Origin of the sequence: Pseudomonas sp. stari2 (genome assembly GCF_040760005.1) — a bacterium.
In the GTDB taxonomy this organism is placed as follows: Bacteria; Pseudomonadota; Gammaproteobacteria; order Pseudomonadales; family Pseudomonadaceae; genus Aquipseudomonas.
The window spans coordinates 2,126,610-2,142,587 of record NZ_CP099760.1 but is presented as its reverse complement, the minus strand read 5'-3'; the positions used below and the strand labels follow the sequence as shown (position 1 = coordinate 2,142,587).

The window sequence follows — 15,978 nt, the reverse complement described above, 5'->3', positions numbered from 1 at the left end:
CAACCTGTCAACGAATAAGAAGGAAGACTGCAGTGAGCGCTGACTACCCACGCGACCTGATCGGTTACGGCAGTAACCCTCCTCACCCACACTGGCCGGGCAATGCCCGGATCGCACTGTCGTTCGTACTCAATTACGAGGAAGGCGGCGAGCGCAACATTCTGCACGGCGACAAAGAATCGGAAGCCTTCCTCTCGGAAATGGTCGCGGCCCAGCCTCTGCAAGGCGCGCGCAACATGAGCATGGAATCGCTTTACGAGTATGGCAGCCGTGCCGGCGTCTGGCGGATCCTGAAACTGTTCAAGGAATTCGACATTCCGCTGACCATCTTCGCCGTGGCCATGGCCGCCCAGCGTCACCCGGACGTGATCCGCGCGATGGTCGAGGCCGGTCACGAGATCTGCAGCCACGGCTACCGCTGGATCGATTACCAGTACATGGACGAAGCGCAGGAACGCGAGCACATGCTCGAAGCGATCCGCATCCTCACCGAACTCACCGGCGAACGCCCGCTGGGCTGGTACACCGGCCGCACCGGCCCGAACACCCGTCGTCTGGTGATGGAAGAAGGTGGTTTCCTTTACGACTGCGACACCTACGACGACGACCTGCCCTACTGGGAACCGAACAACCCGACCGGCAAGCCGCACCTGGTGATCCCGTACACCCTGGACACCAACGATATGCGCTTCACCCAGGTCCAGGGTTTCAACAAGGGCGACGACTTCTTCGAATACCTCAAAGACGCGTTCGACGTACTTTATGCCGAAGGCGCCGAAGCACCGAAGATGCTGTCGATCGGTCTGCACTGCCGTCTGGTGGGCCGTCCGGCGCGTCTGGCTTCGCTCAAGCGCTTTATCGAATACGCTAAAAGTCATGAACAGGTGTGGTTCAGCCGCCGCGTCGACATCGCACGTCACTGGCACGAAACCCACCCGTACCAAGGGGCTGCCAAATGAGCACCTTTCAAACCCTGAAACCGTCGACCCTGAGCCGCGACGCCTTCGTCAAAGCCTTCGCCGACATCTACGAACATTCGCCATGGGTGGCCGAGAAGGCCTTCGACCTGGGACAGGACGCGTCGATCGACCAGATCGAAACCCTGCACCAGCGCATGAGCGACATCCTGTTGAGCGCCGATCACGCCAGTCAACTGGCACTGATCAACGCTCACCCGGACCTGGCCGGCAAAGCTGCCGTTCAGGGCCAGTTGACCGAAGCCAGCACCAATGAACAGGCTGGCGCCGGTATTCACCAATGCACGGCCGAAGAGTTCCAGCGCTTCACCGAGCTGAACGACGCCTACAAGGCCAAGTTCAAGTTTCCCTTCATCATGGCGGTAAAAGGCAGCAACCGGCATCAGATCCTCGCGGCGTTCGAAACGCGCATTCACAACCCGGTCGACACCGAGTTCAAATGTGCGCTGGCGGAGATCAACAAGATTGCCCTGTTCCGTTTACTGACTCTCTAGCAAGCCTGGCCCGAGAAACCTCTAGAACGCTTGTGTTTCCCAGGGCCCTGCAAGCATCCCAAGCCACTTATTTAAAGGCAGACAAGAAGAATGAAAGCTTACGCCGTACCTTTCGAGAAGTTCGTCAACCTGGCCGATGCCCGTCTGGGCACCAAAATCATCTCGGTCACCGATGACTGGTTCGCAGACGCCAATCGTCTGTTTCAGCCGACACCGGCCGTGTGGAAGGAGGGCGTGTTCGATGACAACGGCAAGTGGATGGACGGCTGGGAATCGCGCCGCAAGCGCTTCGAAGGCTACGACAGCGCGGTAATCCGCCTGGGTGTACCGGGTTCGATCAAAGGCGTGGACATCGACACTTCATTCTTCACCGGCAACTTCCCGCCATCGGCCTCGCTGGAAGCGTGCTTCCTGGCGTCGGGCGAACCGGACGAAAACACTCAGTGGACTGAAGTACTGTCGGCCGTCGAGCTCCAGGGTAACAGTCACCACTACCACGAAATCAGCAACGACAAGGCATTCAGCCACCTGCGCTTCAACATCTACCCGGACGGCGGTGTTGCCCGTCTGCGCGTGTACGGCATTCCGTTCCGCGACTGGTCGGCTGTTGGCGACAACGAGCAAGTCGACCTGGCTGCAGCCCTCAACGGTGGCCGCGCCCTCGCCTGCTCCGACGAACACTTCGGCCGCATGAGCAACATCCTCAACCCGGGCCGTGGCATCAACATGGGCGACGGCTGGGAAACTGCACGTCGTCGTACCCCCGGCAATGACTGGGTGATCGTCGCACTGGGTCACCCGGGCGAGATCGAGAAAATCATCGTCGACACCCTGCACTTCAAGGGCAACTACCCGGATACCTGCTCGATCCAGGGCGCATTCGTCAAGGGCGGCACCGACAGCCAGATCGAAACCCAATCGCTGTTCTGGCGCGAACTGCTGCCAAGCCAGAAGCTGGAAATGCACGCCGAACACACCTTCGTCGAGCAGATCAAGGCACTGGGCCCGATCACCCACATCCGTCTGAACGTGTTCCCGGATGGTGGTGTGAGCCGCCTGCGCGTTTTGGGCAAGGTCGCTAAGTAAGCGCTGAACCTGATCGCCAGCAGGCTGGCTCCCACAAGGGAATGTATTCCAGATGTGGGAGCTGGCCTGCCAGCGATAGCAACAGAACCAACAACACAGAATTCGGATAAGAAGAACAGCATGCGCACACTGACGATTGAACCGCTGACCAAAGAAGCCTTCGCCCCTTTCGGTGACGTGATCGAAACCGACGGCAGCGATCACTTCATGATCAACAACGGTTCGACCATGCGCTTCCACAAACTGGCGACGGTCGAAACCGCGACGCCTGAGGACAACGCGATCATCAGCATCTTCCGCGCCGACGCGCAGGACATGCCGCTGACCGTCAGCATGCTGGAACGCCATCCGCTGGGCAGCCAGGCTTTCATTCCGCTGCTCGGCAACCCCTTTCTGATCGTGGTCGCGCCACTTGGCGATGTACCTGTATCAGGCTTGGTCCGCGCCTTCGTCACCAACGGCAGGCAGGGCATCAATTACCATCGCGGCGTCTGGCACCACCCGGTGCTGACGATCGAAAAGCGGGATGACTTCCTGGTGGTTGATCGCAGTGGCACAGGCAATAACTGCGATGAGCATTTTTTCAAAGAGGATGAGCGTTTGATCCTCGCCCCCCACCAATAAGAGAAGGTCCGATCACTCGACAACAAGAGTGACGGGCGAGAGGTAAAGACTGTGGAAGCACATCTGTTGGAATGGCTGAACCTGAGCGTGCGCTGGGTTCACATGATCACTGGCGTGGCCTGGATCGGCGCGTCGTTCTACTTTGTCTGGCTGGAGAACAACCTCAACCGCGTCAACCCGAAAACCGGTCTTGCCGGTGATCTGTGGGCGATCCACGGCGGCGGTATCTATCACCTGGAAAAATACAAACTGGCCCCTCCCTCGATGCCGGAGAACCTGCACTGGTTCAAATGGGAAGCCTATTTCACCTGGATGTCGGGGATCGCGCTGCTTTGCGTGGTGTTCTACTCCAACCCCGTGCTCTACCTCGTGGCACCCGGCAGCGGCCTGACCGGCCCTGAAGGCGTGGCCATCGGCATCGGTTCGCTGATCGCCGGCTGGTTCATCTACGATTTCCTCTGCGATTCACCCCTCGGCAAGAAACCCGCCCTGCTCGGCTTCATCCTGTTCGTGCTGATCATCGGCGCGGCGTATGGCTTCAGCAAGGTGTTCAGTGGTCGTGGTGCGTACCTGCACGTCGGCGCGATCATCGGCACCATCATGGTCGGCAACGTGTTCCGCATCATCATGCCGGCGCAGCGCGCACTGGTTGCCGCGATTGCCGAGAACCGCACGCCGGATCCGGCGCTGCCGGCCAAAGGCCTGCTGCGTTCGCGTCACAACAACTACTTCACCCTGCCGGTGCTGTTCATCATGATCAGCAACCACTTCCCGAGCACTTACGGCAGCCAGTACAACTGGCTGATCCTGGCCGGGATCGCAGTGTTGGCTGTGTTGGTGCGTCACTACTTCAACACCCGTCACGACAGCCACAAGTTTGCCTGGACCCTGCCAGTGGCAGCGGTGGGCATGATCAGTCTGGCGTACGTCACCGGTCCTGCGCCGATGTCGACCGCTCCTGACGTGGCCAAGGCGCCTGCAAAAATCGAGTACCAGCCGCTGCCGGAAACGGCTTTGGGTGGTGGCGCGAAACCGGCTGAAGCGGCGCAACCAGCAGCCCCTGCTGCACCGGCCGCAGCTCCCGCTCAGGCCTCCAACGCCGGCCCTGCGTTCGACAAGGTGCACAACGTGATCCAGGAACGCTGCGCGGTCTGCCACTCGGCCAAACCAACCAGCCCGCTGTTCAGCGCTGCACCGGCCGGTGTGATGTTCGACACCCCCGAGCAAATCCGCCAGAACGCGGCACGGATCCAGGCGCAAGCCATCACCACGCAGATCATGCCACTGGGCAACATCACGCAGATGACCCAGCAGGAACGTGACCTGATCGGTGCATGGATCGCCCAGGGAGCCCAGACCAACTAAGTAGCAAAAAAGCTTCGCGAGCAAGCTCGCTCCCACACAGGTCATGCAGTACCTGTGGGAGCGAGCCTGCTCGCGAATCGCCGCAACGCGGTTTACCTGATGCAAAGAGGACAGCGGCAAGCAACCCGGCCGCTGTTCATCACAAGAATAAAAAAGATCCGAGGTGTTGCATGTCCGAGCTGTCCAAAGCGCGCATCCCCGACGCACCCGCCATTCAGCGTTTGCCCCTTTTGCAACTGATCCTGGTCGGTTTGCAACATGTACTGCTGATGTACGGCGGCGCCATCGCGGTACCGCTGATCATCGGACAGGCCGCTGGCCTGAGTCGTGAAGAAATCGCCTTCCTGATCAACGCCGACCTGCTGGTCGCCGGCATCGCCACCATCGTGCAATCCTTAGGCATCGGCCCGATGGGCATTCGCATGCCGGTGATGATGGGCGCCAGTTTCGCCGCCGTCGGCAGCATGGTCGCCATGGCCGGCATGCCCGGCATCGGTTTGCAGGGAATCTTCGGCGCAACCATCGCCGCCGGGTTCTTCGGCATGATCATCGCCCCGTTCATGTCCAAGGTGGTGCGATTCTTCCCGCCGCTGGTGACCGGCACGGTCATCACCTCGATCGGTCTGTCGCTGTTCCCCGTGGCCGTGAACTGGGCCGGTGGCGGCGCTGGCGCCGCTCAATTCGGTTCACCGATTTACCTGGCCATTGCCGCACTGGTGCTGGCCACCATTTTGTTGATCCATCGCTTCATGCGTGGTTTCTGGGTCAACATTTCCGTGCTGATCGGTATGTGTCTGGGCTACGTGCTCTGCGGCGCCATCGGCATGGTCGACCTGAGCGGCATGGCCAACGCGCCATGGGTTCAGTTCGTCACCCCGCTGCATTTCGGCATGCCGAAGTTCGAACTGGCACCGATCCTGTCGATGTGCCTGGTGGTGGTGATCATCTTTGTCGAGTCCACCGGGATGTTCCTGGCGCTGGGCAAGATCACCGGCCAGGAAGTCTGTCCGCGCATGCTGCGTCGCGGTTTGCTGTGTGATGCCGGCGCATCGTTTGTCGCCGGTTTCTTGAACACCTTCACCCACTCCTCCTTCGCACAGAACATCGGCCTGGTGCAGATGACCGGCGTGCGCTGCCGCTCAGTGACCATCGTTGCCGGCGGCTTGCTGATCGTCCTGAGTCTGCTGCCGAAAGCGGCGTTTCTGGTGGCATCGATTCCACCGGCGGTGCTGGGTGGCGCAGCGATCGCGATGTTCGGCATGGTGGCGGCGACCGGCATCAAGATTTTGCAGGAAGCCGACATTGGCGACCGTCGCAATCAATTGCTGGTGGCGGTGAGTATCGGCATGGGCCTGATCCCGGTGGTACGTCCGGAATTCTTCGCCCACCTGCCGTTGTGGATGAGCCCGATCACCCACAGCGGTATCGCCATGGCCACCCTCAGCGCGCTGACGCTGAACCTGTTGTTCAACATTCTCGGTGGCGCCGAACGCGCCGCGATCAACGACTGCCACGCACACCCGCACTGATCCGAAGAGTAAAAAAGGGGCTCGCCAACGCCAGCCCCTAGCGACAGCTTTGCCTCAAACAATAAAAACAAGAGGGAGCAACAGATGATCCGGACTCAAACCAACGTGTTGTTGAGCGGCGGCCTGCTGGCCGCATCGCAAGCCATGGCTGGCGATTTATTACTGTGGCAGACCAACAGCCTGAGCTACCTGTACGGCAAGAACTTCGCGATCAACCCGTCGATCCAGCAGACGGTGACGTTCGAGCACGCCGACAAGTGGAAGTACGGCGACAACTTCCTGTTCGTCGACAAGATCTTCTACAACGGCCAGGAAGACCGTAACAAAGGCCCGCACACCTTCTACGGCGAATTCACCCCGCGCTTCTCGTTCGGCAAGATCTTCGATCGCAAGCTCGAGTTCGGGCCGATCAAGGACGTGTTGCTGGCGATGACCTACGAGTACGGCGAAGGTGAGAGCGAGGCCTATCTGATCGGTCCCGGTTTTGACCTGAAGGTACCGGGCTTCAACTACGTCACCCTGAACATCTTCCGTCGCCAGACCGAAGGCCCGCGCCCGGGCGATGGTGTCTGGCAGATCACCCCGGGCTGGTCCTACAGCTTTCCGCTGGGCAATTCCGACGTGCTGATCGACGGCTATCTCGACTGGGTCGTCGACAACGACGAGAACTCGCGTGGCACCTATCACGCCAACCTGCACATCAACCCGCAGATCAAATACGACCTGGGCAAAGCTCTCGGCTGGCGTCAGAAGCAGCTGTATGTCGGCACCGAATACAGCTACTGGAAGAACAAATACGGGGTCGAAAGCAGCCACACCCTCGACACCAATCAGAACACCGCCAGCCTGCTGGTGAAGGTGCACTTCTAAGATGACCCGCAACCGTGCCCCCTACCTATCGTCGGTGCTCTGTTGCGGGGCACTTGAGACCTGGCCGTTGAGTCAGTATTCTCCGCGGCCTCCTGAATTCGGTCTAAAAAAAAGCCCGGATTTAATTCCTGACCAACGGGCCAACTTATCCCGGCCCGGTCAGTACCGAGGCAACCCGAAAACACGCTCAGTCGACTGTTTTTTCAGCAGCCGACGGGCGTTTTTTTGCTTTTCGAAAAGCCTTGGCTCAGCTCTTGCTAACAGCACACAAGCTGACCGATCGGATGACTTTTGCAGCAATGAAAAAAGGCGCCACACCAGAGCGCCGACTCAAAAAAACAAACGTGGAATACCTACTTTGGGAGCAACCGAATGAAACGTATGAGCACCAGCCTGATGCTTGCGGGAACCATGCTGGCGGGGGGCCAGGCCATGGCCGACGGCCTGCTGCAATGGCAGAACAACAGCCTGACCTACCTTTATGGCAAGGACTTCAAGGTCAACCCGGCCATCCAGCAGACCGTCACCTTCGAGCACGCCGATGCCTGGAAGTACGGGGACAACTTCCTGTTCGTCGACAAGATTTTCTACAACGGAAAGCCTGACGGTGGTGTCGGCAACAACACTTACTACGGCGAATTCAGTCCACGCCTGTCGTTAGGCAAGATCCTCGATCAGAAGATCGAATTCGGCCCGATCAAAGACGTGCTGCTGGCGATGACCTACGAGTTCGGCGAAGGCGACGTCGAGTCCTACCTGATCGGTCCAGGCTTCGACCTGGCGATTCCCGGCTTCGACTACTTCCAGTTGAACTTCTATCAGCGTCACACCGAAGGCTCGCGTCCGGGCGACAATGTCTGGCAGATCACACCGGTCTGGTCTTACACCATTCCGGTCGGCGACTCGAACATCCTGATCGATGGTTTCATGGACTGGGTGGTCGACAACGACGTTAACAGCAAGGGCGAATACCACGCCAACCTGCACTTCAACCCACAGGTCAAATACGACCTGGGCAAGGCGCTGAATTTCGGCGAGAAGCAGCTGTACGTCGGTGTTGAATACGACTACTGGAAAGACAAGTACGGGATCGATGACACCCGTGCCTTCACCACCAATCAGAACGTGACCAGCTTCCTGGTGAAGTTCCACTTCTGATAGTGCTGCGGATGGCGCCCGCCCGGGCGCCATCTGTTTCAGGCCGAAACCACCGCCTCGCCGATGCCGAGAAACCGGCACAGCTCATCGCGCTTGGCCAGTGCATCGCGCCGCCCCAGGTCGATCAACTCGCTGCAATACCCCGCCTCGAACAGCAAGTAACTCAACACTCCTGCCCCGCTCGTTTTGGTCGCCCCCGGCCCGCGCAAGAACAGTCGCAACGCCGCCGGCAGTTCCTGACGATGCCGCGCCGCGATTTCATCGATCGGCTGGCTTGGCGAGATCACCAGCACTTCAACCGGCGCCACGCCCAAAGCACGCGTCGGTGTTCCGTCGGGCATCAGGTGGCTGAACTGGTTCAGACGCTGAAGCAGCTCGATGTCGCTTTCCAGGCTGTCAATGAACGTACTGTTGAGCATGTGCCCGCCGATCTGCGCCAGTGTCGGCTGTTGACCGGTGTAGGTGCGCTCCAGTGGTTGCGCCGGGTCGAACCCGCGCGGGTTGCCGCTGACGCCGACCACCAGCACCCGGCTCGCCCCCAGGTGCAAGGCCGGACTGATCGGCGCGGACTGCCGCACCGCGCCATCGCCGAAATATTCCTCGCCGATTTTCACCGGCGCGAACAACAGCGGAATCGCTGAACTGGCGAGCAAGTGCTCCACGGTCAATTGCGTCGGCACGCCAATGCGCCGATGACGCAGCCATGAGTCGATGGTGCCGCCGCCCTGATAGAAGGTCACCGCTTGCCCGGATTCGTAGCCGAACGCCGTCACCGCCACTGCGTGCAGTTGCTTGCGGGCGATGGATTCGGCAATGCCGGGCATGTGCAGTTTTTCATTGAGCAGATGGCGCAGTGGCGAGCTGTCGAGCAACGCCACCGGCAGTTGCCGGCCCATCCCCAACAGGCTGTGGCTGACGAAACGGCTGGCTTGACGAATCACCCCCGGCCAGTCGCTGCGCAGTACGCGGTGGCTGCGAAAGCCTTGCCAGAACAGAGTCAGACGTTCGATGGCGGCGCGAAAGTCCGTGGCGCCGCTGGCGAGGCTGACCGCGTTGATCGCCCCGGCCGATGTGCCGACGATCACCGGGAACGGATTGTCCGCGCCCAGCGGCAGCAATTCGGCAATCGCCGCCAGCACCCCCACCTGATACGCCGCCCGAGCCCCGCCGCCGGAAAGAATCAAACCTGTGACCGGTTCAACTGGGCTCATCGCAACGCTCCGTGGTGCTTATAGGAATGGAAGGTTCAACCGCGCTTGGCGTACAGCTTCGGCTCGCCCGGTGGGCGACTCTTGAAGCGCCGATGCGCCCACAAATATTGCTCGGGGCAATCACGCAACACGCCTTCGACCCACTGATTGATGCGGATGCAATCGGCCTCTTCAGTCTCGCCCGGAAAACCTTCCAGCGGCGGATGGATCACCAGACGATAGCCGCTGCCGTCAGCCAGACGCTCCTGAGTGAACGGCACCACCAGTGCCTTGCCCAGCCGGGCGAACTTGCTGGTGGCAGTGACCGTTGCGGCCTGAATGCCGAACAGCGGCACGAAGATGCTTTGCTTGGCGCCGTAGTCCTGATCCGGCGCGTACCAGATCGCGCGCCCGGAACGCAGCAGCTTGAGCATGCCGCGCACGTCGTCGCGCTCCACCGCCAGCGAATCGAGATTGTGCCGCTCGCGGCCCTGCCGCTGGATAAAGTCGAACAGCGGGTTCTTGTGCTCGCGGTACATGCCGTCGATGGTGTGCTGTTGGCCGAGCAGCGCCGCGCCGATTTCCAGGGTGGTGAAATGCACCGCCATCAGAATCACGCCCTTGCCTTCGCGCTGGGCCTTTTGCAGATGCTCCAGGCCTTCGACGTGGGCCAGTTTCGCCAGACGCTGACGCGACCACCACCAGCTCATCGCCATTTCAAAGAACGCGATGCCGGTGGAGGCGAAGTTCTCCTTGAGCAGCCGTTTGCGTTCCGCGGCGGATTTTTCCGGGAAACACAGTTCCAGATTGCGCTTGGCGATGCGCCGCCGGTCGCCGGCGAAGCGATACATCAAGGCACCGAGAAAGCGACCGATGGCCAGCAATGCCGGATACGGCAACTGCACGATCAGCCACAACAGCCCCAAGCCGCACCAGAGCGGCCAGAAGCGTGGAGCAAGAAATGCTTTTCGAAAACGCGGGCGATCCATTAAAGCTTCCGTCAATACAGTGGCCGCGCATTCTACATCGTTCGACCCGGCTTGCGGCTGGCGGGCGTTCTCGTTATAAGTCTCGGCACTTTTAGTGACAAGCCGTTGTATGCCGACATGAGCCAAACCGAATCGCCAGACCAAGATCCCGTGTTCCAGCTGAAGGGCAGCATGCTCGCCATTACGGTGCTGGAACTGTCCCGCAACGACCTGGACAGCCTCGATCGGCAATTGGCCGCCAAAGTCGCCCAGGCACCGAATTTCTTCAGCAACGCGCCGTTGGTTCTGGCGCTGGACAAGTTGCCGCCGAGCGAAGGCGCCGTCGATCTGCCAGGCCTGATGCGCGTGTGCCGCCAGCATGGCCTGCGCACCCTGGCGATCCGCGCCAGCCGCATCGAAGACATCGCCGCCGCCATCGCCATCGACATTCCGGTGCTACCGCCGTCCGGCGCCCGCGAGCGGCCACTGGAAACTGCCGAGCCTGTTGCTCCGAAGAAGCCGGAAAAACCGCCGGAGCCGACCGTCAAACCGACCCGCGTCATCACCACGCCAGTACGTGGTGGCCAACAGATATATGCGCAAGGTGGCGATCTGGTGGTGGTGTCCTCGGTCAGCCCGGGGGCGGAACTTCTCGCCGATGGCAACATCCATGTATACGGCCCGATGCGCGGTCGTGCGCTGGCCGGAGTCAAGGGCGACACCAAGGCGCGGATTTTCTGTCAGCAATTGAGCGCTGAACTGATCTCCATCGCAGGCCATTACAAGGTTTCCGAAGACCTGCGTCGCGATCCGATGTGGGGTTCGGGCGTACAGGTCAGCCTGTCGGGCGACGTGTTGAACATCATTCGGCTTTAACGGATACTGCCGCATTTTCCAAGCATCTCTAAAACGTAGCGAAAACGGCTCAAACGAAGTAGGAAAAAGGCCAAAAGCCGAATTCCAGCCAAGGCTGTCCGACTGCAGTAGTTTTCAAGAGATGTTTTTCAGGGGCTGAACAGTCCTTCTTCCTTAGGGGTGAAACACCTTGGCCAAGATTCTCGTGGTTACATCCGGCAAGGGTGGTGTGGGTAAGACCACCACCAGCGCCGCTATCGGTACCGGCCTCGCTCTGCGCGGCCACAAAACAGTGATTGTCGACTTCGACGTGGGCTTGCGTAACCTCGACCTGATCATGGGTTGCGAGCGCCGCGTGGTGTATGACTTCGTCAACGTGGTCAACGGCGAAGCCAACCTGCAACAGGCCCTGATCAAAGACAAGCGCCTGGAAAACCTTTACGTACTGGCCGCCAGCCAGACCCGCGACAAAGACGCGCTGACCCAGGAAGGCGTGGAAAAAGTCCTGATGGAGCTCAAGGAACAATTCGAGTTCGTCGTCTGCGACTCCCCGGCGGGCATCGAGAAAGGCGCCCACCTGGCCATGTACTTCGCTGACGAAGCGATCGTCGTGACCAACCCTGAAGTCTCCTCGGTACGTGACTCGGACCGCATGCTCGGCCTGCTGGCCAGCAAGTCCCGTCGCGCCGAAAAAGGCGAAGAACCGATCCAGGAACACCTGCTGATCACTCGCTACCACCCGGAGCGCGTCGAAAAAGGGGAAATGCTGGGCGTCGAAGACGTCAAGGAAATCCTCGCCGTGCGCCTGCTGGGTGTCATTCCGGAATCCCAGGCCGTGCTCAAGGCTTCCAACCAGGGCGTCCCGGTTATCCTCGACGACCAGAGCGACGCCGGCCAGGCCTACAGCGATACCGTTGATCGCTTGCTGGGCAAGGAAAAAGAACACCGGTTCCTGAATGTCGAGAAGAAGGGATTCTTCGAGCGTCTGTTTGGAGGTAGGTAATGAACCTTTTTGACTTCTTTCGTGCCAACAAAAAGCCAAGTACCGCCTCGGTCGCGAAAGAGCGTCTACAGATCATCGTGGCGCATGAACGCGGCCAGCGCAGTACCCCTGACTATCTGCCATCCCTGCAAAAGGAACTGGTGGAAGTGATCCGCAAGTACGTCAACATCGGCAACGACGACGTCCACGTGGCACTGGAAAGCCAGGGCAGCTGCTCGATTCTGGAACTCAACATCACCCTGCCAGATCGCTGAGTCGATCCGGCAGGAACGACGGCGGCTCAGGGCCCTTCCGACACCGGAAGGGCCCTGAGCCGCCGTTGGCATTTGTTACGAGGCTGTTTTAATGCCGCTGTCCAACATCCACATCATCCATCAGGACGCCGCCGTACTGGTGGTGAACAAACCGACCCTGTTGCTCTCGGTGCCCGGCCGGGCCGACGACAACAAGGACTGCCTGATTACTCGCCTGCAGGAAAACGGCTACCCCGAAGCGCGTATCGTCCATCGTCTGGACTGGGAAACTTCGGGGATCATTCTGCTGGCTCGCGACGCGGACACTCACCGCGAACTGTCGCGGCAGTTTCACGACCGCGAAACCGAAAAGGCCTACACCGCCCTGTGCTGGGGTCAGCCGGAACTGGACAGCGGCAGCATCGACCTGCCCCTGCGCTATGACCCGCCGACCAAGCCGCGCCACGTGGTCGACCACGAATTCGGCAAACACGCCCTGACTTTCTGGCGCGTGCTGGAACGCTGTGGCGACTGGTGCCGCGTCGAACTGACGCCGATCACTGGCCGTTCGCACCAGTTGCGCGTGCACATGCTGTCCATCGGTCACCCGCTGCTTGGTGACGGACTCTATGCCCATGAACAAGCCCTGGCCGCCTGGCCGCGCCTGTGCCTGCACGCGAGCATGCTCAGCTTCACCCACCCTCAGTCCGGCGAACGCTTGCGCTTCGAATGCCCGGCTCCGTTTTAAGCACTGCCTGACCGGCAGTCGCCTGTTTTAAAGGATTTTGTTCCGGATGAGTTGTACTGATTCCCTGGCAACACCTGTCAAGAAGACGCGTCACCAACTGCTCTACCTGATTTACGGCAACCAGGATGTTTACCGGCGCGAAGCCAAGTTCAGCATCCTGACGGCCCTGTCCCAAGCCAAGACCGGCAAACGCCCGGCGATCAGGATTCTGACTGACCGACCACAGAACTACGAAGGCTGGCCTGTCGATACCGTGCTGCTCGACGAACCGACACTGACTCGCTGGCAGGGCGATAACGGCTATCACCACCGGCGCAAGGCCTGTGCGATTGCCGCCGGTTTGCCATTGGCCGAAAAGACCTTGTTCGTCGACACCGACACCCTGTTCACCAGTGACCCGAACCGCCTGTTCCGGGAGATCACTACCGAACAATCGGTGATGGACCGTTTCGAATACGACTGGAAAGATGTCTTCGAGCGCGACGACTATCTGAAGCTCGGTCGCGACCTCAGCGCCCACGGTGTAACCCCGGACAACGGCTTCAAGCTCTACAACAGTGGGCTGTGCGGCGTAACCGACAGCGACGGGGAATTGTTCGAAGAGTCGATCCGTCTGATCGACGAATGGACGGCCGACGGTTTCGAGATCCATACCATCGAACAGATCGCTCTGTCGTTCGCCCTGCGCAAGCGGCCGGTGGTCGAGGCGCGCAAGTACATCTATCACTACTTCGCGGAAAAGCGTTTCTTCCATGCGATGCAGGCATTTTTCTTCGCCAAGCACGGCGAGCAGTTCAGCCAGCGCCTGGTGGATCTGTGCAAGGACGTACCAAGAGTCAAACCGTTCCCGTCCGCCTGGCAGCGCCTGAAAATCAAATGGAAGCTGCGCAACCAGAAAGGCACCCTGCGCAAGGTCGGTCGTGATCTGCTGTACGGCAGCGCCGCGCCGGATCATCCGTACTACAGCGCCTGTCGCCATGAATGGTGGGAATGCGCCTCGCGGGAGATTCTGCGCTGGGACGAGAGCCGTCAGAAAAAGCTTCTGAACCAGAGCCGCTGGCCGCAACAGCTGCCGCGCCCGGAAAACCCCGAAGACGAAAAAGTCATCATGAGCTACCTGAAAAAACGCGTGGCCGCCGCTCGTTGACGCGAGCGGCGCATGTCATGTCCCAAGCATCAGGCCGATGCGTTAAACTCCCGCCCATTGCTGTCTGGAGCTTCTTATGCGCGAAGAGTTGAACCAAGGCCTGATCGACTTCCTCAAGGCCTCCCCTACCCCGTTCCACGCCACCGCCAGCCTTGTTCAACGCCTGGAGGCCGCCGGTTATGTGCGCCTCGACGAGCGCGAGACCTGGCACACCGAAGCCAATGGCCGTTACTACGTCACCCGTAACGACTCTTCGATCGTCGCGATCAAGATGGGCCGCAACTCTCCGCTGCACGACGGCATCCGCCTGGTCGGCGCCCATACCGACAGCCCGTGCCTGCGAGTCAAGCCGCAACCTGAATTGCAGCGCCAGGGTTTCTGGCAGCTGGGCGTCGAAGTCTACGGCGGCGCGCTGCTGGCGCCGTGGTTCGACCGCGATCTGTCGCTGGCCGGTCGCGTCACCTTCCGTCGCGACGGCAAGGTCGAGAGCCAGTTGATCGACTTCAAGGCCCCGATCGCGATCATTCCCAACCTGGCAATCCACCTCAATCGCGAAGCCAATCAGGGCTGGGCGATCAATGCCCAGACCGAACTGCCGCCGATTCTCGCGCAGTTCGCCGGTGACGAACGCGTGGACTTCCGCGCGGTGCTGACCGATCAACTGGCCCGCGAGCACGGCCTCAATGCCGACGTGGTGCTCGATTACGAGCTGAGTTTCTATGACACCCAGAGCGCCGCCGTCATCGGCCTGAACGGTGACTTCATCGCCGGCGCCCGCCTGGACAATCTGCTGTCGTGCTACGCCGGCCTGCAAGCCCTGCTGACCGCCGATACCGAAGAAACCTGCGTGCTGGTTTGCAACGACCACGAAGAAGTCGGCTCTTGCTCGGCCTGCGGCGCCGACGGCCCGATGCTGGAACAGACCCTGCGTCGCCTGCTGCCGGAAGGCGACGAATTCGTCCGCACCATCCAGAAATCCCTGCTGGTCTCGGCCGACAACGCCCACGGCGTGCACCCGAACTACGCCGAAAAGCACGACGCCAACCACGGCCCGAAACTCAACGCCGGCCCGGTGATCAAGGTCAACAGCAACCAGCGCTACGCCACCAACAGCGAAACCGCCGGCTTCTTCCGTCATCTGTGCATGGCCGAAGAAGTCCCGGTGCAAAGCTTCGTGGTGCGCAGTGACATGGGCTGCGGTTCGACCATCGGCCCGATCACAGCCAGCCACCTGGGCGTGCGCACCGTCGACATCGGCCTGCCGACGTTCGCCATGCACTCGATCCGCGAACTGTGCGGCAGCCATGACCTGGCCCACCTGGTCAAAGTGCTGAGCGCGTTCTACGCCAGCCGCGAATTGCCGTAACCGGTCCTGTGGCGAGGGCGCTTGCTCCCTCGCCACGGCGACTGCGCAGTGACTGTGATACACATCACCACCGGTCGGCAAAATTCCACCTAGACTTAAATCATCCCCTTCGACAAGGCTGTCGCCATGATCTCGATGTCTGCGTTCCACTCCATGCTCATTCCGATACTGTCCGGAATGATTCTGCTGGCGTTCGGCTTCAACTTCCGCGACAAGAACGCCGGAGTGTTCGCCATGTGGATCGGCATGCTGTTGATCCTGGCCACCGTGGTCTACAAGATCCTCGCCAAACTCAACGAATAAATCCGCGCCCGGCTCGCATTGATTCAGGCGGGCTCGTACACTCGCCCGATCCACCCCTTGCG

17 protein-coding genes are annotated in these 15,978 nt (G+C 60.4%); 15 read left to right on the top strand and 2 right to left on the bottom strand.

The annotated features are described in order from the left end of the window. The first annotated feature begins 32 nt into the window (after nucleotides 1–32). The 8 genes from puuE (at nucleotide 33) to NH234_RS09845 (ending at nucleotide 8,103) form a co-directional block, all read left to right on the top strand. Complete coding sequence (gene puuE, locus NH234_RS09880) at nucleotides 33–959, top strand: allantoinase PuuE (protein ID WP_007960032.1); 927 nt, start codon at nucleotides 33–35, stop codon at nucleotides 957–959. Continuing rightward, a complete protein-coding gene (gene uraD, locus NH234_RS09875; RefSeq protein ID WP_065258076.1) occupies nucleotides 956–1,471 on the top strand; it encodes a 2-oxo-4-hydroxy-4-carboxy-5-ureidoimidazoline decarboxylase in 516 nt (171 codons plus the stop codon). Before puuE ends, uraD begins: the two co-directional genes overlap by 4 nt. A 90-nt stretch (nucleotides 1,472–1,561) precedes the next feature. Then, the gene (gene alc / locus NH234_RS09870; protein WP_007960036.1) at nucleotides 1,562–2,557 is read left to right on the top strand and encodes an allantoicase; all 996 of its coding nucleotides are present in this window, start codon (nucleotides 1,562–1,564) and stop codon (nucleotides 2,555–2,557) included. A 120-nt stretch (nucleotides 2,558–2,677) separates the two neighbouring features. After that, nucleotides 2,678–3,181: an ureidoglycolate lyase gene (locus NH234_RS09865; protein ID WP_027613342.1), complete on the top strand. Its 504-nt coding sequence runs from the start codon at nucleotides 2,678–2,680 to the stop codon at nucleotides 3,179–3,181. 51 nt (nucleotides 3,182–3,232) lie between these two features. Further along, nucleotides 3,233–4,546 carry a urate hydroxylase PuuD gene (locus tag NH234_RS09860; RefSeq protein ID WP_064378710.1) on the top strand — a complete coding sequence of 438 codons (1,314 nt, stop codon included), beginning with the start codon at nucleotides 3,233–3,235 and terminating at the stop codon, nucleotides 4,544–4,546. A 170-nt stretch (nucleotides 4,547–4,716) separates the two neighbouring features. Further along, nucleotides 4,717–6,075 carry a nucleobase:cation symporter-2 family protein gene (locus NH234_RS09855; protein WP_085732341.1) on the top strand — a complete coding sequence of 453 codons (1,359 nt, stop codon included), beginning with the start codon at nucleotides 4,717–4,719 and terminating at the stop codon, nucleotides 6,073–6,075. Nucleotides 6,076–6,159: 84 nt separating this feature from the next. Next, complete coding sequence (locus NH234_RS09850; protein WP_085732340.1) at nucleotides 6,160–6,945, top strand: outer membrane protein OmpK; 786 nt, start codon at nucleotides 6,160–6,162, stop codon at nucleotides 6,943–6,945. Nucleotides 6,946–7,317: 372 nt separating this feature from the next. Further along, complete coding sequence (locus NH234_RS09845; protein WP_367256397.1) at nucleotides 7,318–8,103, top strand: outer membrane protein OmpK; 786 nt, start codon at nucleotides 7,318–7,320, stop codon at nucleotides 8,101–8,103. Nucleotides 8,104–8,141: 38 nt separating this feature from the next. Here NH234_RS09845 and NH234_RS09840 read toward each other — a convergent pair whose 3' ends face one another. Both NH234_RS09840 and NH234_RS09835 read right to left on the bottom strand, forming a co-directional pair. Continuing rightward, on the bottom strand, nucleotides 8,142–9,314 hold the full coding sequence (locus NH234_RS09840) for a patatin-like phospholipase family protein (RefSeq protein WP_367256396.1): 1,173 nt from the start codon (nucleotides 9,312–9,314) through the stop codon (nucleotides 8,142–8,144). 35 nt (nucleotides 9,315–9,349) lie between these two features. Further along, the gene (locus NH234_RS09835) at nucleotides 9,350–10,282 is read right to left on the bottom strand and encodes a lipid A biosynthesis lauroyl acyltransferase (RefSeq protein ID WP_085732337.1); all 933 of its coding nucleotides are present in this window, start codon (nucleotides 10,280–10,282) and stop codon (nucleotides 9,350–9,352) included. 117 nt (nucleotides 10,283–10,399) lie between these two features. Here NH234_RS09835 and minC point away from each other — a divergent pair, with 117 nt between their 5' ends. The 7 genes from minC to NH234_RS09800 all read left to right on the top strand — a co-directional run bounded on the left by minC (nucleotide 10,400) and on the right by NH234_RS09800 (nucleotide 15,916). Beyond that, complete coding sequence (gene minC / locus NH234_RS09830; protein WP_085732533.1) at nucleotides 10,400–11,137, top strand: septum site-determining protein MinC; 738 nt, start codon at nucleotides 10,400–10,402, stop codon at nucleotides 11,135–11,137. A 169-nt stretch (nucleotides 11,138–11,306) separates the two neighbouring features. Continuing rightward, on the top strand, nucleotides 11,307–12,119 hold the full coding sequence (gene minD / locus NH234_RS09825; RefSeq protein WP_085690474.1) for a septum site-determining protein MinD: 813 nt from the start codon (nucleotides 11,307–11,309) through the stop codon (nucleotides 12,117–12,119). Next, the gene (gene minE / locus NH234_RS09820; RefSeq protein ID WP_007960071.1) at nucleotides 12,119–12,373 is read left to right on the top strand and encodes a cell division topological specificity factor MinE; all 255 of its coding nucleotides are present in this window, start codon (nucleotides 12,119–12,121) and stop codon (nucleotides 12,371–12,373) included. Before minD ends, minE begins: the two co-directional genes overlap by 1 nt. Nucleotides 12,374–12,464: 91 nt before the next feature. Then, a complete protein-coding gene (locus NH234_RS09815) occupies nucleotides 12,465–13,100 on the top strand; it encodes an RluA family pseudouridine synthase (protein WP_085732336.1) in 636 nt (211 codons plus the stop codon). A gap of 46 nt (nucleotides 13,101–13,146) precedes the next feature. Further along, the gene (locus NH234_RS09810; protein ID WP_367256395.1) at nucleotides 13,147–14,247 is read left to right on the top strand and encodes a hypothetical protein; all 1,101 of its coding nucleotides are present in this window, start codon (nucleotides 13,147–13,149) and stop codon (nucleotides 14,245–14,247) included. A gap of 76 nt (nucleotides 14,248–14,323) precedes the next feature. Further along, the gene (locus tag NH234_RS09805) at nucleotides 14,324–15,613 is read left to right on the top strand and encodes a M18 family aminopeptidase (RefSeq protein WP_085710626.1); all 1,290 of its coding nucleotides are present in this window, start codon (nucleotides 14,324–14,326) and stop codon (nucleotides 15,611–15,613) included. A gap of 126 nt (nucleotides 15,614–15,739) precedes the next feature. Then, a complete protein-coding gene (locus NH234_RS09800) occupies nucleotides 15,740–15,916 on the top strand; it encodes a hypothetical protein (protein ID WP_170929629.1) in 177 nt (58 codons plus the stop codon). Nucleotides 15,917–15,978: the final 62 nt, after the last annotated feature.